Source organism: Anaerobacillus alkaliphilus (assembly GCF_004116265.1).
Lineage (GTDB): Bacteria > Bacillota > Bacilli > Bacillales > Anaerobacillaceae > Anaerobacillus > Anaerobacillus alkaliphilus.
Map to the genome: position 1 here is coordinate 725705 of NZ_QOUX01000046.1, position 19159 is coordinate 744863.

Genomic DNA, 19159 nt, shown 5'->3' on the forward strand with positions numbered 1-19159 from the left:
CTCCTAGGTTTCCCTAATTGTAATATATTTGCCGTATCCTTCAGCAATAGAATTGAGCGATACAACCATGGCTTCTAAGATAAGCTGTACTTTCTCATATCTTTGCCTATCCAAACCGGTTGGAACAGTGCAGCGGAGAAAGCCACCATCGGCATTCTGCTCAACTTCTAGCTGAACGTTACATAATGTATCGATTGCATTGACAGTTCCAATTGAAACGGCTGATGCTCCAGCACAGACAATATCTTGTCCGTATGGTCCAGCTTCTGCGTGACCACTCATTTCAAAAGATCTGATCGTGTTGTCGATGTTTCGAACAACTTTAACCTTGATCATAAGTATACCTTACGCGTTGATCTTTTCGATAACAACTTTAGTGTAAGGTTGACGATGACCTTGCTTACGACGGTAGTTTTTCTTAGCTTTGTACTTATAAACTAAGATTTTCTTCGCGCGACCTACTTTTTCAACTTTAGCTGTAACAGTTGCTCCTTCTACGAATGGAGCTCCTACTTTAACAGCGTCTCCACCAACTAATAATACGTTGTCGAAGCTTACTGTTTCACCAACTTCAGCGTCTAATTTCTCGATGTAGATCACTTGACCTTCTTCAACTTTAACTTGCTTACCACCAGTTTCAATAATTGCGTACATTTACGTGCACCTCCTTAATATACTCAGACTCGCCACTGAGGGTGTTTTGCTAAAGCAAACACTTAAAAACCCTTTAATGAGCGGTTATAGCTCTTTGGAGGTTATCCAAATAACTAACAAGAAATATAATACCATTTATAGTGGGTATAGTCAATGATGAATCAATTGTGAATTAGGAATTTTGAATTGTTTTTTAGCTGAACCTCGAAGCAGTAGTCACTAGGAATTCATAATTCATAATTCATAATTCATAATTCATAATTCATAATTCATAATTCATAATTCTACATTCTAAGTTCTGCTTCCTCCACGGTTCCTATAAAGCGAACCGCAAAATCATTTGGTGCTACCCAAGGATTTGGTTTAAGGAAAATTCTATAATTTAATACCTCTTCTAATTGAGTAAGGTGCTTCTCTTGTTCTCCCTTAATGATTGATACTACACTAGGTGGTACTTCTACAAGAAGAGCTTCACTATCCATCCCTTTGTACTCCCAAAGGGCTCGTTCAACCTTATAGGCGACAGCTTCATCTGACAACACTTTTCCTTTCCCAAGGCAAGTTGGGCATGTCGTCGAGACACTATCCTGAAGATTTTGACGTACTTTCTTCCGTGTCATTTCTAATAAACCAAGCCCAGTAAATCCTAAGATATTCGTCTTTGTACGATCATTTCTTAGTACATCTTTAAAGGCAGTCATTATGGTTTCTCTATCTTTATCATGCTTCATATCAATAAAATCAATAATAATAATACCACCAATATCGCGGAGGCGTAATTGCCTCGCAATTTCTTTTGCAGCTTCTAGATTTGTTTTCACTATCGTATCTTGTAAATCTAACTTTCCAGTAAATTTTCCTGTATTTACATCAAATACGGTTAGAGCTTCTGTCTGATCAATAACCAAATACGCGCCGTTCTTTAACCATACCTGTCTCCGCATCGCCTTTTCTAGTTCAGACTCAATTTGATAATGAGCGAAGATGCTTTCTTTTTGTTGATAAAAATGTAATTTTTCCAATAATTCTGGGTATGGAGAAAACATATCTTTTAATAATAAATAATCTTTCATAGTATCGATAATGATTTGATCTACTTCGTCAAAATTAATATCTCTGACAACTTTCTCTATGATTGAATTATCTTCATGGATAAGCGCAGGTGGTTTTAAGTTTTTCCCTTCTCTCCAAACTTCTTCCCAAAGCTTTCGTAGGAAGAATAGGTCTTGTGCGACTTGTTCCTTTGTTAGCTCTTCGGTAGCTGTTCGGATAATCATGCCTTCGTCATCTTTGCAGAGATCAGCACCAATTTTCCGCCATTCTTCCCGAGTTTCTTCATTTTTCATTCGTTTTGAAACCCCAATATATCCAGCATTTGGCATATACACAATGTACTTACCAGGAAATGAAACAACTTCACTTAGTCTAGGACCTTTCTTCCCAAAGCCTTCTTTCGTAACTTGAACGAGAATTTCTTGGCCAACAGTTATGTATTGCGAAATTGAGCGGTGCTTTTTAACTTCTTCATCCTCACTTGACTGTTGAAAGCTAACGAGCTCATCGCGATATAAAAAACCGTTTTTATCAAGGCCGATATCTACAAAAGCAGCTTGCATTCCAGGTAAAACATTTACGACTTTTCCTTTATAGACATTTCCGATAATTTTATTAATTTCAGGTCTTTCTATTAACAATTCAACTACTTTTTTATTCTCTAAAATAGCAAGACGGCGTTCATTGGTGAGCATATTAAAAATAAATGTCTTCATCTATACCCCTTCTTTTCACTAATTCCGAAAAAACCAGCCACTTTACTAGGGCTGGTTTATCATTACGTTATTTAATTATAACATTATCCTTATTATTTCCAAAGTTTTATGGTGGATTGAGAAGTCCAATTGGTCTGCTTGCTTGTTTTTTTTCAAAAAAAGCAGTTAAAATGACTTTTTCATAAATGGTTACTTTGGGCGCGACAGAAAAGTCCTTTATAACTACTTTGTGTTTCACACCTCGTCTAAACTGTTTTAACACATCTTGAACGGATAATTGTGCTGGAACAATAATCGGGACAGTGGTAACAAATGGTTCTTCAGGTTTGTAATACCTTTCCATCAGAAATCGCATATATGCATAGCTTTTTTGCTTCCATTCAAAATAATGGGAGAATAAAAGGAAAACTAAAACTATCCACAAATTTAAATGGAATGGAAAGAGATATAGAGTAATACCAGCAAAAATAAACAATAATACTAGTGAACATCTTAAGGTAGTATCTAAACTTTTTTGGAAAGATAACTTTGTAGAGAACAATAAGTACATAAGTTTCCCACCATCTAATGGCCAGATTGGTACTAGATTAAACAATAATATCATGATGTTATGTGTAAGAAACATATGATGGTCATGTACCGTCCAAAATTCAAAAGGTAATAAGATATATGATAAACCGATTAACCAAATGTGTTGAAGTGGTCCAGCTATAATCACCCAAAATTCCTGTTTTAAGGGGCGGTTCCCATACTCTTCAACCTCAGCTACGCCACCAAAGGGTAATAACTCTATTTTACGAATTCTCCATTTAAAAAAATGGGCCACGACACTATGACCCATTTCGTGAATAAATACAATCGTAAAAACCATAATTACTTCTTTAAAATACCCAGTTATGATACCGATTCCAATTACAAACCAGAATAGCGGATTAATTTTTATTTTCTTTAATAAAGAAAACATATTAGTCAAAAGACATCACATCAAGTGGATTAATAAACGTTTCCCCTTCTTTTAAAGCAAAGTAATAGAAACCTTTATTATTTTGTAACGAAACAGTCCCAATTTTATCTCCAGCATCAATGTGGTCATAAAGTTTTACCTCAACATGGTCAAGCATGGCATACCATGACTCTCCACCATCATAATGAGCGATGATCACCGTTTTCCCTAGGTTTTCTTCTTCTGCCACAAAACGTACCATACCGCTTCTTGCAGCTTCAACATTTGAGTTTGAAACTGTTTCTACGATCACACCTTTCCCATCCTGGTCAAAACTTTTGGTTACTCGACCAGTCGCAGGTACTGCATATGCCATCTGAATTGGTTCAGACTCATAATTTTCTAAGGCGACATCTCTTGTCGTAGGTAATAGAGCTAGTGGCTTACCAAATTGATCTTCGTACCAATTAGCAACCGCAGCAAATTGAAATTCTTCTTCAAATGAATTTATTACAAACTGTCTTGCACCCTCTAACTGAGGGATTTGAGTTTTAAACATTATACCAATGACTAAGAACAAACAAACAGAAGCCAACACTTGTAGCATTAAGATATCTTTTCTAAAAAATTTATCTTCTTGCTGTCCTTGTCCTTTTTGATCGCTTGGAAAATAAAAATCTGGCTCATCTCGAAACTCAGTGTGACTAGGATAATATTGTGGTTGTGAACGTTCTTTTCTACCAATATCACTAGCTATCTTTCTTCTCCTTGCTTGAATTTTACGACGAATTTCATCGACCCGGTCAGCCATCTATTAGTCATCCCCTTTTCTGAATGTAGAATGTTGAATGTAAAATGTAGAATTGGTGTAAGAAAAGCGTCGAAGCTTTCCTTGCAAATATTCTATATTTAATAGATATGACTTGTCCGGGTTGGTTATGCTATCAATTTTCGTTTATTCGAAGAGGCTAAATTTAAAATGTAGAATGTAGAATGCTTTAGTTAAGCTTCGAAGCTTTGCAACGAAATTTATAATTCATAATTCATAATTCTCAATTGTTAATTTTCATTCTACATTAAAAAAGAGACCAACCATCAAATGTTTAATCTCTCAATCTTATTTCTATTAAACAATTCTTTTACGGATGTATGCACTTAAGTAGTCGATAACTGTTACAACAACAATGATGATAATTAACATCATCCCCACTTGTTCCCAAGCACGTTGATTTGAGGCTAGGATGATTGGCGCACCAATACCACCAGCTCCAACCATTCCTAGGATTGTTGAGGCACGTACGTCAATTTCAAATCGATAAATAGCATACGAAGAGAACTCTGGGATAACCTGTGGAATTACACCGTACCACATTGCCTGCAGACGATTTGCACCACTTGCTTTTAGTGCTTCCACGACACTCATATCAATTGACTCAATGACCTCTGAATAGAGTTTACCTAACATCCCGATAGAGTTAATTCCAATTGCTAAAACCCCAGCATATGGTCCCATCCCTACAGACGCTACGAAAATAATTGCAAATAAGATTTCTGGAAAAGCACGGATTGCGTTTAAGATCCCTTTACCAATACTTGAAAGATGACCACTCATATTTTTTGCAGCTAAAAATCCAACTGGAATTGCTAAGATTGCTCCAATTAATGTCCCAGCAAAGGCAATTGCTAGTGTTTCAAACATAAAGCCAATGTACATTGGAATTCTCGCTTGAACCGTAGCATCAAAGAATGTATCAAAGAATAAACGCTTGAATAAATCAAAAGCAGATAGTCTTGAGCCTTTATAACTTAAATTTGTTGTAGAAATGGCAATAAAATATAACGCTGCCATTATTAATGTTATTAGACCAAATTTTATCCAATATTTCGTTCGGTCAGGTCTTTGGATGTTAAATTGTTTATCTAAATTCATTACACTAATCTCTCCCTTATACGGGTACTAATAACATCAATGACCGTTACAGCGATAAAAGTCATAATGATGATGGTAGATACGTTGGCATAATTAAACAAATTTAACTGCTGTTTTAAGATTTGACCAACACCACCAGCACCTACGAAACCTAATACAATCGATGCACGAACGTTAATTTCAAGTACATATAAAGAATAAGAAGTAAAGTGTGGTAAGATCTGTGGCATTGCTCCATATCTAATTACTTGAAAAACGTTTCCACCAGTTGCACGGATCGCTTCTAAAGGTCCTTTATCAATTGATTCAATTGATTCACTAAGAAGCTTTGCTAAAATCCCTAGGGAGAATAACGCTAATGCCCCTACCCCCGATAGTGGTCCTAAGCCAACAACCGCTACTAAAATTACTGCTAAAAGTAATTCTGGAATTGTTCTAAGAACATTCATCCCAAAACGAATAGCACTATAAAGATATTTGTTCGTGTTAATATTTGACGCCATTAAAAATGCAAACGGCAAACAAAAAAGTGTTGCTATTGTCGTACTTAATAGAGCAATATTCCAAGTTTCTAATAATCTAGTAGACACCGTTTTATAATAGCTCCAGTTTGGAGGATATAAATCATCTTTCACAAAATCAATAGCATGTGGAAGACCTGTAATAATTTTATTCGGATACGCTTCAGTCACATATGCTGATAAACCATATAAAAACGCAACGACAAGTAAAATTAATGTCATTTTTGTTTTTGTTTTTGTTGGAATGATAGGAATGCGACCTGGACTTGTTTTGACTGGATTTGGAACTGGTTGCATTACTCCTCATCTCCTCCAAGAACATCATCTTCTCTAATTTTACGTCCGTAAATTTCTTCAAACGTTTGTTCAGTTACAGAACTCGCAGGGCCATCAAAAACTACTTCCCCAGCTCTCATTCCGATAATTCGGTCTGCATATTCCATAGCCATATCAATGAAGTGAAGGTTTACGATTGTTGTAATGTTATCTTCACGATTAATTTTCTTTAAGTCTTTCATTACAATATGTGAAGTTGGCGGATCAAGACTTGCTACTGGCTCGTCAGCCAAAATGATTTTCGGTTTTTGTGTTAATGCTCTAGCAATACTTACACGTTGTTGCTGTCCACCACTTAGTTGATCGGCACGAACATACGCTTTTTCCACAATTCCAACACGGTCTAAACTTTCTAGCGCTAGACGAACATCATTCTGAGGGAATAAACCTAATAAACTACGAAAAGTACCAGTATGACCTAATCTTCCTGATAATACGTTTTTTAATACAGATGTTCTTTTTACTAGATTGTAGTTTTGGAAAATCATACCAATTCTAGTTCTGAGTTTACGTAATTGTCTTTCCTTATAAGCTAAAGTGTTTTCACCATCGATAATTAGTTCACCCTCAGTAGGCTTTACTAACTGATTGATACTACGAATAAGAGTTGATTTTCCTGCACCTGATAGACCAACGACAACGATAAACTCACCATCGTTTAATTTTAAGTTTACGTTTTTTAACCCTTGATGCCCGTTTGGGTAGGTTAAGGATACATTTTTAAATTCAATCATGAAATAAACCCCTCATCTTTATAAGATACTTTTAACTAACAAACCCTTAATTAAAAACCAATATTTAACAAACAAATTCAGACATCAGACTTCTTAAATTATTAGAAAAACTTAGCTTATCTTACTCAAGAGCGCTGAGCTTTTCTGATACTTTAATGCTATAAGTAAAACTCTTAAAATGCAACAAATTTTGACAAAATTCCCTTAAAAAAGGGAGAAGCTTTATGCATCTCCCTCATAATTAAAATATTATTGAGATAATTGATCTTTAAAGATGTTAAATACATCACGAACAACATCATAGTCTGCAGAAGCAGCTGGAGCAATTCCACTCCAAGTATAAACTTCGTTCATTACTTGCATCATATCTTCATCTTCGTTGAATGCTAAGAAAGCAGTACGGATAGCTTCTTTTAACTCAACTGGTAAACCAGCACGAACTGAGATTGTATCGTTTGGAATTGGGTTAGTATACCCAATGATACGGATGTCTTCCATGATAGTTGGGTATTCAGCTTCTAAACGAGTACGAGCATCGTCAAATGTAGATGCGAAGTCAGCAGTACCATCTAATACAGCTAAGATAGCATTGTCATGTCCACCAACAACGATTTGCGTGAAGTGATCGTCTAAGTTTTCTACTCCTAAGCTCATGATGTGAGCAGCTGGGAATAAGAAACCAGATGTTGATAAAGTATCAGCATAAGCCCAAACTAATCCGTGAGCTTCTACTAAATCTTCGATAGAATGAATATCAGAGTCAGCAGCAACTGCATATTGAGCTTGGTAAGAGTCAGAACCATTACGGATAGACTTTAAGATAACTTCTACCCCTGCACGTTCTTCAGCTTGTACAAATCCAAATGGATTTAAGAAACCGATATCGATTTGGCCAGTTCTCATACCCTCAACTAGACCTACGAAGTCAACCATTACTTGAGCTTCAACTGGAATTCCAAGGATTTCACTTAATTTTTCTTCAAGTGGCTTAACTGTATCAGCAATTTTGTCAGCTTCTTGAGATGGGATAAAGCCCATTGTTAATTTCGCAGGCATTTCTACTACTTCTTCAGTTGCTTCTGTAGTAGTTTCAGTTGCTGGTACTTCTTCTGTGCTAGTTTCTGACGAACCACATGCTGCAAGAACAAACATTAACATTGCAGATAATACTAACAATAAGTATTTTTTCAAGATAATGACCTCACTTTGTTTTTTTTGATTTGTTTTTTCACATGAATAATAGCATCACAGATTTCGACAAGTATGGATAAATTTACAATTTCTTTACAAACCTTAAATCTATGTATTCGATTGGTTTTTCTCTATGAAACTTTACCAACTATGTCGAAACAAGTCTACCAAACTCACAATTACTACTATACAACAAGTGTTTTCTACTTGTCTTTAAAAACTTTCTCAAAATGAAAAAGTTCTAATTGTAGCAATATTTAGAATTGAATATTTTTCCAGGTATCTTTTACAATTTACAAAATAAATGTGGGACCTTCAATCTTTGAACCCACACTTAATTCATTTATTATGCTAAGTAACTTCTAATTTCTGCACTTAATCCTGGGCGAGAAAATAATGTAGTAGAAGTGTTTGTCATATCTATTTCATGACCTTCTAATGTAGTGGCTTCTCCCCCTAGCTCTCTTAAGATGACAATTCCTGCCCCTATGTCCCATGGAGATAAGCGGAAGTCTATATAAGCATCTAGCCTGCCAACAGCAATCCAGGCAATTTCTAAAGCAGCAGAACCAATGTAACGTATCCCACGTGCATTTTCTACAATTGGAAATAACTTTTTCTCTTCAATTTTTTCATTAGGAATTGTCCAAAGACTATTCACACTAATTAACGCCTCTTGAAGTTTACAAGCTTTTAGAGACTCAATTCTTTCATCATTTAGATAAGCTCCATGACCTTTTAATGCTGAAAAAAGCTCATCCTTAATTGGATCATAAATAATTCCTATCACTGGTTGTCCTTTATCATAAAACGCAACAGAAATGGCAAAATTCATTTTTTGATTTACAAAGTTTGTTGTTCCATCAATAGGGTCAATTACCCAAACTTCCGACTCTGCAAATACATAATCTTGACTTGCAACAGTTCCCTCTTCCCCTAATATCATGTGACTCGGATATATCTCATTAATTTTTTGAGCGAAGAGCTGCTCTATTTCACGGTCTTTTTTTGTAACAAGATCAGATGCCGAGGTTTTAAATTCTACTTCAATTGCTTGTTTTAAGCTTTCTCGTAAGTTTTCACCTGCTTCTTTTGTCCAGTTCTTAGCATTTTCAAATATCATTTCATAATTCAACATTTATCACCTCAATAATAATCTTTCCTTTTAAAAATTGGTATTCCATTCCAGAAAAAATAGAAAAAGCTAGCAAGACTCCTCGCTAACTTTCAATACTACCTATCATACTACACTTTTTATTTTTCGACAAATTAAGCTCTCATCCCAAAGAACTTTTTCATTTTTGAAAGCATTCCTTTGTCCTGATCTAAGGACATAAGTGGAACGGATTCTCCTAATATACGTCTAGCTATGTTTCGATAAGCAATAGACGCTCGACTCGTTGGTTGAAAAGCAATCGGTTCACCTTTGTTCGATGCTTTAATAACATCATCGTCATCAGCTACAATCCCTATAAGCTCAATTGCTAAAATTGAAACAATCTCATCTACATCTAACATGTCACCATTTTTCATCATATGACTGCGAATTCGGTTCACTACTAGTTTTGGTGGATCTATATTTTCTTCTTGCTCTAGTAGGCCAATAATTCGATCAGCATCACGAACAGCAGAGGTTTCTGGTGTAGTAACTACAATCGCTTTATCAGCTCCAGCAACAGCATTTTTAAAGCCTTGTTCAATCCCTGCTGGGCAATCGATGATAACATAGTCGTAGTCCTCTTTTAATTCCTTTACAATCATTTTCATTTGCTCTGGATTTACTGCTAATTTATCTTTTGTTTGTGCTGCTGGCAAGAGCATTAAACACTCAAAGCGCTTGTCCTTAATAAGAGCTTGATGCAGTTTGCAACGCTCTTCTACAACATCAACAATATCATAAATAATTCGGTTTTCTAATCCCATAACCACATCAAGATTACGAAGACCAATGTCAGTATCAACTAAACAGACTCTCTTCCCCGAAAGCGCAAGGGCAGTACCAATATTTGCAGATGTAGTTGTTTTTCCAACTCCGCCTTTCCCAGAAGTAATTACAATCGCCTCTCCCATGCGAAACTCCCCTTTCTAAATTCAATGTAGAATTTAGAATGTAGAGTGTAGAATTGTTGTAAGTTTTGCTTAGAGCATAACTTTTACCCATTCTACATTTTACATTTTTCATTCTACATTTCTACGTTGTTATGTTTGTAATCCCGGGACGTATCTTCCCTAGGTGTTGTATTTTTTCAATAGCTATTTGATGATCTGAACCTACATAGGCGAATTCCATCTCGTGGGTGTCGTCATCTTTTGTATCCGGAGCACGGCTAACAATATCTGCAATCCGTAATTGTGAAGGCTCCATTTTTGAAGCTGAGATGATCGCTTCTTTATCTCCATCAATACCTGCATGGGCAATTCCACGTAAGACACCTAGAATATATATGTTCCCGGTAGCCAGTACCGTTCCACCAGGGTTCACATCACCTATAAGTAATATATTTCCAGTAAACGTCAATACTTGTCCCGAGCGAACCACTTTTACGAGTGTCGTCGTTTGTGCTTCTTTTCGGATAAGTTCTGCCTCTTCTTTTGTCATTACATTTGATTCAATTTGGGTAATAACAAAACTTTTTTGTCCACTAATAACCGCTGTTAACTTTTGTTTGTGTTCATCTGATAAATACCGATGACCTACTGAAACCTTAACATTTACTGCAGGTCCTTCTGATATTTGTGGGTAATTTGAGGAAAGCTTTTCTTCGAGCTCACTAACTAGTTCAGAAAACGAACATTCGTCGTCTAAAATTAAGATTAGGCCTTCTTTGGTTCCTCTTATCGTTACGTAGTTTGTTTTTACCATGGTCCAAAGTTCACCTCAACTTTGTTTTATTCAACGTTGCCACCTGAAATCCCTTTTTCTTTTATGGATTTTTTCTTCAATATCGTCTTTATTTTGTAAGAAAATTAATAACTTTCGTAATGGAAAGGAAAAAATTATTAAAAAGACAGTATTTACGATCAGACTTGGCATCAAACGCTCATAAAAAAATAGATTATGAAGAATTGTTGTAATACCAATCATAGAGTATATTCCATATACTAGGTAATCTAAAAGGATCGTCCCAAAAACAGCTGTAATGATTAATAGAAACAGATTTTTTTGGAAAACTTTAAAAGAAAAACCGAGTAAATATGTAATGAAAGCCATACTAAACATATAAACACCTAATACATGCGTGTATATGACATCTTGAAGCAAACCCAGGACCAAAGCATATACGGTACCTGTCGTTCTCCCAAAAAATATAGCAACAATAATGACTACTACAAAAGCAAAACGAGGAATGATAATATAGTCTGACCCAAATCTTTCAGGGGTTATAATTTGCATAATCGTTCCTTCAATGATAAACAGAAGAAAAATAATAAAAGGAAGAAGAAAACGTTGCATTAGTCTTCCTCCTCTTCTACTAAAATTCTTTCATCTATAGCTGGTGCATTTCGTTTAATGATCATAACATAATCTAAATTATGGAAACTTGCTGACGGTTCAACAAAAGCATTTTTCGTTAACCCATACTCGTCAGCTTCAACCCGAACAACTTTCCCCACTAATAATCCACGCGGGAATATCCCGCCTAATCCAGATGTTACAACTGTTTGACCTTCTTCAATTTCTGCATCTGCTTCAATCTTTCGAAGCATCAATGCACCAGTTTGCTCATCGAATCCTTCAATAAATCCAAAAACTTCAGTTTCTTCACCATCAACCATTGCCGATATCCTGTTTGTACGATCATGATCTCTTAGAAGTTGGACAGTGGAAGTAAATTGAGAGACATGCCTCACCTTTCCAACTAATCCCTTGGACGTGATTACAGCCATATCTCGTTCAATCCCATCTTGCTCTCCTTTATTTATCCCAACAAACTCATTCCAGCGGTCTGGAGAACGATGAATGACAAGAGCAGGTATGATGTTGTAATCATATAAACTCTCTTTAATATCTAGTGCTTCTTTAAGTTGTTCATTTTGTCGTCGTAGTACATTTACTTCAACAGCCGTTTGTGCATATTGATCTAAATGTGTTTTTAATACTCGATTTTCATCGTAAATGTTTCTCATTTCATTTACATTCTCAAAGAAACCCGCTACATAAAGAGCGGGTTGTTTAAACATGGTTTGGACCCAACCTACTGAATCTTTCATAAACTGTTCGGGCCATGTTAAGCTTCGTCGATCACTCATGGAATAGCCTATTAATGCCACCAACAGAATTATACTAACGAGAAGCACTATTAGTCTTTTATTTGAAAAAAATTGGGGCATTGAACACACCTACTTACTTACGATTTGAACGAACGGTAATTCCTGCCTTAGAACGGAATAAATGAAGGTTTTCTAATGCCCTTCCTGTTCCAATAGCAACACAATCTAATGGATTTTCAGCAACTAACACAGGCATATGCGTCTGATCACTTAAGACACGGTCAAGGTTACGTAATAACCCACCACCACCTGTTAGCACAATTCCACGATCCATAATATCAGCAGCTAGTTCAGGTGGAGACTTCTCCAACGTATTCTTCACCGCTTCAATAATCGTACTTACTGTATCTTCTAATGCTTCAGCAATTTCACGTGCAGTAATCGTAATTGTCTTTGGTAGACCTGTTACTAAATCACGACCGCGAATTTCCATATCATCGATACCTTCAGGAATACCAGCCGAACCAATTTCAAACTTAACTGCTTCTGCTGTCCGCTCACCGATCATTAGATTATAGGTCTTCTTAATGTACTGAATAATTGCATCATCCATTTCATCACCAGCAACACGGATGGATTGACTTGTAACAATACCTCCAAGTGAGATAATTGCTACTTCTGTCGTACCACCACCGATATCAACTACCATACTTCCAGTTGGTTCCCACACAGGTAAATCTGCGCCAATAGCTGCTGCAAAAGGCTCCTCAATCGTATATGCCTCTCTCGCTCCTGCTTGCTTCGTAGCGTCTTCAACTGCTCTCTTCTCAACCGCTGTAATCCCAGATGGAACACAAACCATTACATTCGGTTTACGGGTAAAAATTGAACGGTTACGTTGAGCCTGTCTGATGAAGTACTTCATCATTGTTGCTGTCGTATCAAAATCAGCAATAACACCATCTTTCATTGGACGAACCGCCACAATATTCCCTGGTGTACGACCGATCATGTTTTTCGCGTCATTTCCTACTGCTTCAATTGTTCCTGTATCTGTTCTAATCGCTACTACAGAAGGTTCACGAACGATAATTCCTTTTCCCTTCACATACACTAGCGTATTAGCTGTGCCTAAATCTATTCCTAAATCTTTTGAAAAACCACCAAACATCTATGTATCTCCCTTCAATGGAAAGCATAAGCTCATTTAAGTAAATTCTGGTTGCTTAATTAAAATCCATAACCTTTATTATACTGAAAAAAATTGAAAAAGAACAGTAATTTTAATTATCAATTTTGAATTATGGATTGTGACAGATGATGCCAAGCTTCGAAGCAGAGCAATATCAATTCAGAATTCCGTAATTCACAATTCCACATTATACGTAGCCTTTTTCCTTCAAGCTAACAAATTTTCTGTCCCCGATAATGATATGGTCCAGCATTTCTATCCCGATGACTTTTCCTGTTTCAACTAAGCGTTTTGTGACTTCTATGTCCTCTTTACTCGGTGCTGGGTCACCACTAGGATGATTATGCAAACAAATGATGGATGCTGCAGAATGTCGAAACGCTTCTTTAAAAACCTCTCTTGGATGAACGATAGATGCATTTAAGCTCCCGATAAAAATTGTCTTCTTGTGAATGACGTGATTTTTTGTATTTAGATAGAGGGCTACAAAATGCTCTTGCGTTAAAAAACGCATATCCTCCATCATAAAGCGTGATACGTCTTCGGGAGAACGAATAATAATACGATCCTCTTGTTGAAATTTATGGACCCTACTTCCAAGTTCTAGAGCAGCCAGTAATTGAACAGCTTTGGAATTCCCGATTCCTTTAATCTTGGTCAGTTCATCAACTGAGGACTCTCTCAAGAACCTTAGGCCTTGAAAGTCATATAAAATTCGTTGTGCCAACTGCAATACTGACTCTTCCCTAGTCCCAGTACCTAAGATGATCGCAATTAGCTCTTGATTTGTTAGTACGTGTACCCCTTCTTTTAACATCTTTTCCCTTGGCCTTTCTTCTGTTGGAACGTCACGAATCATAAGTGGCTTTACTCCCATACTTAAACTCCTCCTTTTACTGGGAGAAGCGACGTTAGAGGCAACTCCCGATCACGAAATTGAATTTTGAAAGTTTTGTAACTCTCTCACTGTCCTCGCTAACGGTAAGCCTACAACGTTGAAGTAATCACCATTTATTTTTTTTACAAATAACGCACCTAATCCTTGAATCCCATAGGAACCAGCCTTATCAAAAGGCTCGCCACTTGAAATATAGTCTTCAATTTCTGCAGTAGTAAGTTCCCAAAAGGATACAATCGTTCGTTCATGGAATACGATTGTTTTTTCCTTTGAAAGAATAGCTACACCTGTGTAGACGTCATGTTCATTCCCAGATAATTGTTGTAGCATTTGAAAAGCCTCTTCTTCGTCCTTAGGCTTCCCTAAAATAGTTCCATTTATAGAAACAATTGTATCTGCTCCAATAATTATTGAATCGTCAAAACGGCTAAATACATCTTGAGCTTTTCTTAACGATAGTTGCTCTACTACTTCTTCTGGATTTAGTGGTTCAGTGATGGTTTCGTCAACAGTGCTTGTGGAAATAGAGAATTGTAACTGCCCTTGTTCTAGCAGTTGTTTGCGGCGAGGTGAGCCTGAGGCTAAAATGAGTTTTTTCACAGAAATTCTCCTTTGCTTCAATTTATCTGTAGATAAGAAAAAAGAACGAAAAAATTGTACAAAGGATACGTTTAGCATAGCAAATCATGTACAAAAATTTCAATTCTTTTTTCAAAAAAAATTACTTTCTAAATAATAAATTTGCTCCAGCTATCCCTGGTGCAGTCATTTCATTGGCATCAAGAATAACGTTTAATTCTTCTTCTGATAGAATTCCTTTTTCTATACAAATTTCACGAACTGGCCGTTTTGTTTGGATGGCTTCTTTGGCTACCCTTGCCGCTACTTCATATCCGACATGTGGATTAATTGCTGTAATAATTCCGACACTGTTCTCAACCATTTCGCGGCAACGCTCAATGTTTGCAGTTATACCCTCAATACAATATTCTCTAAATACGTTCAAACCATTTTGAAGGATTGTTAATGATTGCAATAAATTAAAAACAAGAACTGGCTCCATCACGTTTAATTCCAGCTGTCCCGCTTCTGATGCTAGAGATATTGTATGGTCGTTTCCTATCACTTGGAACGAAATTTGGTTAATTACCTCTGCCATAACTGGATTAACCTTTCCTGGCATAATCGAAGAACCAGCCTGTCTAGGAGGTAAATTAATCTCATTTATACCAGTCAATGGACCTGAGCTCATGAGACGTAAATCATTAGCAATCTTCGATAAATTAATTGCTAAAATTTTTAACGCACTTGATAGTTCTGTATATGCATCGGTATTTTGCGTAGCATCAACCAAGTCCTCAGCATTTGTAAATGGCATTCCGGTATGCTCTGCAATATACTTCACAACAAGCGTTATATACTCTGGTAATGCATTTAACCCTGTTCCGACAGCTGTTGCTCCCATGTTAATCTCATATAAATGATCAACAGAATTTTTAATCCGTTGTAAATCTCTAGAAAGAACTCTCGTATATGCTCCAAATTCCTGTCCGAGACGAATTGGAACGGCATCCTGCAAGTGAGTTCTGCCCATTTTTATCACTTGATCGAATTCCTTCGCTTTTCCTTGCATTGCCGAAATCAACTGTTCTAACGAACTAAGTAAACCTTTTGCTAGATGTAGTGAAGCAATATGTATTGCCGTCGGGAATGCATCATTCGTTGATTGAGCCATATTGACATGGGTATTTGGACTAATTAACATATAATTCCCTTTTTCTCCACCCATAATTTCAATTGCCCTATTGGCAATTACTTCATTTGCATTCATATTAAATGATGTTCCAGCCCCACCTTGAATAGAATCAACAACAAATTGATCTACAAGTTTTCCCTCGATAATTTCATCACTAGCTTGTACGATTGCTTCAGCGATCTTTTTATTTAAGACACCAACATCACTGTTTGCCATTGCTGCAGCTTTTTTTACGTAAGCAAATGCGCGAATTAATTCACGGTGCGGTGGTATCCCTGTTATTGGGAAATTTTCAATGGCACGAGCCGTTTGAATTCCGTAGTAAGCAGTTTTTGGTATTTCCTTTTCTCCCATTAAGTCTCGTTCAATTCGAACATCTGACATAAGTAGACCTCCATCTCTCTTAAAAACCATTTTTTCTTTTGAGTTAAACTACATTTTTATAGTATGTACCATTACTAGTTATAAATTGTAATTTTAGAAATGTCAAAGTAAATCATTTAGCTGAAAAAAAGAGCCAACGTTTCGTCGACTCTTCTAAAGGTTTTTAATTAAGTTTTCATAAGCAAATAAACCATCGAGTAAATATTGCTGAGCTTTCCATAGGTTAGATTGATTATTGGTTGAAGCATACCCCTTAATACTCTCGTATGCCCCAGTTAAGGCGGTTTGAAAAATCACCGCATTTTGTTGATGAATATCGTTCGTCAGAAAAGGATCAACGATTGATATAAGTGTTTTATAAGTTTCAGTAAGTTCATTCAAGGTTTCATCGGTAATAAGCGAACCGCCTGTCGCCATACCGTTTACCGCTAACAAAGTAAGCTGTTGATATAAGTCAACTCCCGTTTCAAGATAGGAGGCTTGTTCTTGAGTTTCAATAATCCCTGTAGCAGTTACTGCATATGGTTTTAAATATACCTCTTGTCCGTTTTCTCTATATTTTTCAGCCACGACTGCCGCTTGTTCTTTATCAAGACCTAGCCCAATAAATAAAAAGACCGGATCTGTATTCTGTGTCACTGCTGCTGCAAAACCTTGACTAATTAATTCCTGTGACACCTCTTGCCCTTTTTCTAGTAAAGAATAAGCGCCACCTTGCACCACTTCCACACCTAAGATTGGGATTTGCCCAGGCGTCATCACAATAGGTGCCTCTACTTGAGGTTGCGATTGAACAGGTGTTGTGGTTGGAGTAACTAACGGATCTCCCTTTTCTCCTGTAAAAATCGTTAACATCATAAAGCCGAAACTCACACCAACAACAATCGCCGACAAGACAATGCCGATTAATCCTAATGGTAGAGATTTAAATTCAAAGTTTTGTTTTTTCTTTCGTTTCGTCGATGGAAGTTTTGGCGAATCTACACTTTTCCCATCATCCCAGTAAGGTCCTACCAACCTTTTTTTATCACGACGCCGTTCACCTATATCAACAACCTTAGTTGCAGGTTTTTTCTGTGAAGGATCAGATAAAATCCACTCAAATTCTTCTGAACGTTCTTCTTCTTGTGTAGCAGCAATCTCTTCATTTAATACTTCTTCATAAGCTTGCTTGTCCTTCTCGAGCTCTTCATATAACTTTTCTTTCCCATTTAAGACAATTGAAATTCGCCGGTCATTCTTCTTCGTATTGTCCATCCTTCGCCAGCTCCTCTCTCCTTTTTCAATTTACTATAGTCTATTAAGTGAGTTTGATAGATAGAACTAGAATTGATTAATTTTGAATTATGAATTATGAATTATAAATTAAAATGATTGTAAGTGATTCTAAGGAGTTTTTTAAGAGAATTAATAGACTAGACTTTATTAGCCTAACATAGAAGAGAAAAAAAAGAACAAGACTTTTGTCGTCTTGTTGGAAAATTTTTGTCTAATTTGAATTTGATTTGATTTTATCCGTACTGATATTTTCAAATTGAATACCAGTACCATCATTTTCACAAAGTTTACGAGTTTCACCTATGTAGCAAATATAGTATGTTAGGTTACCGTTTTCCCTTACAATACTAACTTGCGAGTCAAAACCATTTAAAGGCATCATATTGTTTGTATATGGATCTTTAAACAGCTCCAAAAATCCAGAACCTACTAGTAATTCATAGGTAAAGGGATCAGAATTTATTTCAGTTGTAAAACTACCTGATGATAAATAATATTTCTCCGCTGCTTCTTTAAATGTATAGGCATTGGCAACGAATGCCCGATCCTTTGACTGTTCAATAATTGTTCCAAAGCCAATGACTGCTATTGTAGCAAGAATACCTAAGATTACGACGACAACCAATAGCTCAATTAAGGTCATCCCTTTATTATTCGTCTGTTTCACTAGCCTTTTCTCCTTTTACTCGGTAAAACAGCGGATTATACTTTTGATTATCTTGAGGATATGCTAGTACCGGTAAGTATTCACTGAACTCTTCTAATTCTGGTAAGTAGAATGTGGAGATCGATACTGAAAAAGTAATATCATCCCCAGTTTGCTCAAGTAAAGTTACTTCAGGATAACCAGTAAATGATAGAGAATCTACTTTCGTCACCCGTTGTAATCGCTCAATACGCTCTAAAAACTGAACTAACTCTTCAAACCCTGGTGAAATGACTGACATATTGACAGTCACTTTTTCAACTCCCATAGGAGCTTGTCCCACTTCTTCCTCTACTCCTTCGGTTTGAAGGCCTGTACCTGAGTATTCACTTGTAGCAAAACTATAACTAGTAATAAAACTATCAGAAAAAACCTCGGCTTTTTCTAAATCTAGAATGAATTGATCTACTAACGGCAATACAGGAACTTTTCTTTGCAACGTTTTCACGTCGACATCCGACAACGATATAGGCACGTAGACGTTTTTTTCTACTGCCTCTAAGAGAGCTTTTTCAAACTTAAGTTGTTCCTCTGCAGCATTAATTGATTGATTTAATGGGGGAATAAAGAGAAAATATGCAGCTATGAGAGAAATAACAACAAGGCTATTAATCAAAATCAGGATGCTGTTGTTTCTTAAGCTTTCTCGATTCAT

The 19159-nt window shown here is 36.4% G+C and carries 21 protein-coding genes and 1 other annotated feature; all 21 genes read right to left on the reverse strand.

Going from position 1 to position 19159, the window contains the following annotated elements; translation table 11 throughout:
* Window positions 1–3: 3 nt before the first annotated feature.
* A complete protein-coding gene (locus tag DS745_RS18775) occupies window positions 4–336 on the reverse strand; it encodes a ribosomal-processing cysteine protease Prp (RefSeq protein WP_129079747.1) in 333 nt (110 codons plus the stop codon).
* 9 nt (window positions 337–345) lie between these two features.
* Entirely contained in the window at window positions 346–654 is a 309-nt protein-coding gene (gene rplU / locus DS745_RS18780) for a 50S ribosomal protein L21 (protein WP_129079748.1), read from the reverse strand.
* A 15-nt stretch (window positions 655–669) separates the two neighbouring features.
* Window positions 670–750 (reverse strand) — a sequence feature (ribosomal protein L21 leader region).
* A gap of 188 nt (window positions 751–938) precedes the next feature.
* Window positions 939–2423 (reverse strand): Rne/Rng family ribonuclease, encoded by a 1485-nt coding sequence (locus DS745_RS18785; protein ID WP_129079749.1) that lies wholly within the window; start codon window positions 2421–2423, stop codon window positions 939–941.
* A gap of 106 nt (window positions 2424–2529) precedes the next feature.
* On the reverse strand, window positions 2530–3387 hold the full coding sequence (locus tag DS745_RS18790) for a M50 family metallopeptidase (protein WP_241657884.1): 858 nt from the start codon (window positions 3385–3387) through the stop codon (window positions 2530–2532).
* 1 nt (window position 3388) lies between these two features.
* Complete coding sequence (locus tag DS745_RS18795; protein WP_129079751.1) at window positions 3389–4177, reverse strand: M23 family metallopeptidase; 789 nt, start codon at window positions 4175–4177, stop codon at window positions 3389–3391.
* A 315-nt stretch (window positions 4178–4492) separates the two neighbouring features.
* Window positions 4493–5296, reverse strand: a complete 804-nt coding sequence (phnE, locus tag DS745_RS18800) for a phosphonate ABC transporter, permease protein PhnE (protein WP_129079752.1) — start codon at window positions 5294–5296, stop codon at window positions 4493–4495.
* Window positions 5296–6114, reverse strand: a complete 819-nt coding sequence (gene phnE / locus DS745_RS18805) for a phosphonate ABC transporter, permease protein PhnE (RefSeq protein WP_129079753.1) — start codon at window positions 6112–6114, stop codon at window positions 5296–5298. Before phnE (DS745_RS18805) ends, phnE (DS745_RS18800) begins: the two co-directional genes overlap by 1 nt.
* A complete protein-coding gene (gene phnC / locus DS745_RS18810; protein ID WP_129079754.1) occupies window positions 6114–6887 on the reverse strand; it encodes a phosphonate ABC transporter ATP-binding protein in 774 nt (257 codons plus the stop codon). The genes phnE (DS745_RS18805) and phnC overlap by 1 nt, the downstream gene beginning before the upstream one ends.
* A 249-nt stretch (window positions 6888–7136) precedes the next feature.
* Complete coding sequence (locus DS745_RS18815) at window positions 7137–8078, reverse strand: phosphate/phosphite/phosphonate ABC transporter substrate-binding protein (protein ID WP_129079755.1); 942 nt, start codon at window positions 8076–8078, stop codon at window positions 7137–7139.
* Between the two features lie 346 nt (window positions 8079–8424).
* Window positions 8425–9216: an inositol monophosphatase family protein gene (locus DS745_RS18820; RefSeq protein ID WP_129079756.1), complete on the reverse strand. Its 792-nt coding sequence runs from the start codon at window positions 9214–9216 to the stop codon at window positions 8425–8427.
* 131 nt (window positions 9217–9347) lie between these two features.
* Entirely contained in the window at window positions 9348–10148 is an 801-nt protein-coding gene (minD, locus tag DS745_RS18825; RefSeq protein WP_129079757.1) for a septum site-determining protein MinD, read from the reverse strand.
* A gap of 121 nt (window positions 10149–10269) precedes the next feature.
* Window positions 10270–10941 carry a septum site-determining protein MinC gene (gene minC, locus DS745_RS18830; RefSeq protein ID WP_129079758.1) on the reverse strand — a complete coding sequence of 224 codons (672 nt, stop codon included), beginning with the start codon at window positions 10939–10941 and terminating at the stop codon, window positions 10270–10272.
* Between the two features lie 30 nt (window positions 10942–10971).
* Entirely contained in the window at window positions 10972–11532 is a 561-nt protein-coding gene (gene mreD / locus DS745_RS18835) for a rod shape-determining protein MreD (protein ID WP_129079759.1), read from the reverse strand.
* Window positions 11532–12410, reverse strand: a complete 879-nt coding sequence (gene mreC / locus DS745_RS18840; protein ID WP_129079760.1) for a rod shape-determining protein MreC — start codon at window positions 12408–12410, stop codon at window positions 11532–11534. Before mreC ends, mreD begins: the two co-directional genes overlap by 1 nt.
* Before the next feature lie 13 nt (window positions 12411–12423).
* Window positions 12424–13461, reverse strand: a complete 1038-nt coding sequence (locus DS745_RS18845) for a rod shape-determining protein (protein ID WP_129079761.1) — start codon at window positions 13459–13461, stop codon at window positions 12424–12426.
* A gap of 208 nt (window positions 13462–13669) precedes the next feature.
* The gene (radC, locus tag DS745_RS18850) at window positions 13670–14359 is read right to left on the reverse strand and encodes a RadC family protein (protein ID WP_277750935.1); all 690 of its coding nucleotides are present in this window, start codon (window positions 14357–14359) and stop codon (window positions 13670–13672) included.
* Between the two features lie 51 nt (window positions 14360–14410).
* The gene (locus DS745_RS18855) at window positions 14411–14980 is read right to left on the reverse strand and encodes a Maf family protein (RefSeq protein ID WP_129079762.1); all 570 of its coding nucleotides are present in this window, start codon (window positions 14978–14980) and stop codon (window positions 14411–14413) included.
* A 121-nt stretch (window positions 14981–15101) separates the two neighbouring features.
* Window positions 15102–16520 carry an aspartate ammonia-lyase gene (gene aspA, locus DS745_RS18860; protein ID WP_129079763.1) on the reverse strand — a complete coding sequence of 473 codons (1419 nt, stop codon included), beginning with the start codon at window positions 16518–16520 and terminating at the stop codon, window positions 15102–15104.
* Between the two features lie 153 nt (window positions 16521–16673).
* Window positions 16674–17777, reverse strand: a complete 1104-nt coding sequence (locus DS745_RS18865) for a hypothetical protein (protein ID WP_129079764.1) — start codon at window positions 17775–17777, stop codon at window positions 16674–16676.
* A 232-nt stretch (window positions 17778–18009) separates the two neighbouring features.
* Complete coding sequence (locus DS745_RS18870) at window positions 18010–18465, reverse strand: type II secretion system protein (RefSeq protein ID WP_129079765.1); 456 nt, start codon at window positions 18463–18465, stop codon at window positions 18010–18012.
* Window positions 18449–19159: a hypothetical protein gene (locus DS745_RS18875; protein ID WP_129079766.1), complete on the reverse strand. Its 711-nt coding sequence runs from the start codon at window positions 19157–19159 to the stop codon at window positions 18449–18451. Before DS745_RS18875 ends, DS745_RS18870 begins: the two co-directional genes overlap by 17 nt.

Bases quoted from the DNA above. Each gene is read 5' to 3' on its own strand.
- DS745_RS18775 (WP_129079747.1), bottom strand. From the start codon at position 336: ATGATCAAGGTTAAAGTTGTTCGAAACATCGACAACACGATCAGATCT.
- rplU (WP_129079748.1), bottom strand. From the start codon at position 654: ATGTACGCAATTATTGAAACTGGTGGTAAGCAAGTTAAAGTTGAAGAA.
- DS745_RS18785 (WP_129079749.1), bottom strand. From the start codon at position 2,423: ATGAAGACATTTATTTTTAATATGCTCACCAATGAACGCCGTCTTGCT.
- DS745_RS18790 (WP_241657884.1), bottom strand. From the start codon at position 3,387: ATGTTTTCTTTATTAAAGAAAATAAAAATTAATCCGCTATTCTGGTTT.
- DS745_RS18795 (WP_129079751.1), bottom strand. From the start codon at position 4,177: ATGGCTGACCGGGTCGATGAAATTCGTCGTAAAATTCAAGCAAGGAGA.
- phnE (WP_129079752.1), bottom strand. From the start codon at position 5,296: ATGAATTTAGATAAACAATTTAACATCCAAAGACCTGACCGAACGAAA.
- phnE (WP_129079753.1), bottom strand. From the start codon at position 6,114: ATGCAACCAGTTCCAAATCCAGTCAAAACAAGTCCAGGTCGCATTCCT.
- phnC (WP_129079754.1), bottom strand. From the start codon at position 6,887: ATGATTGAATTTAAAAATGTATCCTTAACCTACCCAAACGGGCATCAA.
- DS745_RS18820 (WP_129079756.1), bottom strand. From the start codon at position 9,216: ATGTTGAATTATGAAATGATATTTGAAAATGCTAAGAACTGGACAAAA.
- minD (WP_129079757.1), bottom strand. From the start codon at position 10,148: ATGGGAGAGGCGATTGTAATTACTTCTGGGAAAGGCGGAGTTGGAAAA.
- minC (WP_129079758.1), bottom strand. From the start codon at position 10,941: ATGGTAAAAACAAACTACGTAACGATAAGAGGAACCAAAGAAGGCCTA.
- mreD (WP_129079759.1), bottom strand. From the start codon at position 11,532: ATGCAACGTTTTCTTCTTCCTTTTATTATTTTTCTTCTGTTTATCATT.
- mreC (WP_129079760.1), bottom strand. From the start codon at position 12,410: ATGCCCCAATTTTTTTCAAATAAAAGACTAATAGTGCTTCTCGTTAGT.
- DS745_RS18845 (WP_129079761.1), bottom strand. From the start codon at position 13,461: ATGTTTGGTGGTTTTTCAAAAGATTTAGGAATAGATTTAGGCACAGCT.
- radC (WP_277750935.1), bottom strand. From the start codon at position 14,359: ATGGGAGTAAAGCCACTTATGATTCGTGACGTTCCAACAGAAGAAAGG.
- aspA (WP_129079763.1), bottom strand. From the start codon at position 16,520: ATGTCAGATGTTCGAATTGAACGAGACTTAATGGGAGAAAAGGAAATA.
- DS745_RS18865 (WP_129079764.1), bottom strand. From the start codon at position 17,777: ATGGACAATACGAAGAAGAATGACCGGCGAATTTCAATTGTCTTAAAT.
- DS745_RS18875 (WP_129079766.1), bottom strand. From the start codon at position 19,159: ATGAATCGAGAAAGCTTAAGAAACAACAGCATCCTGATTTTGATTAAT.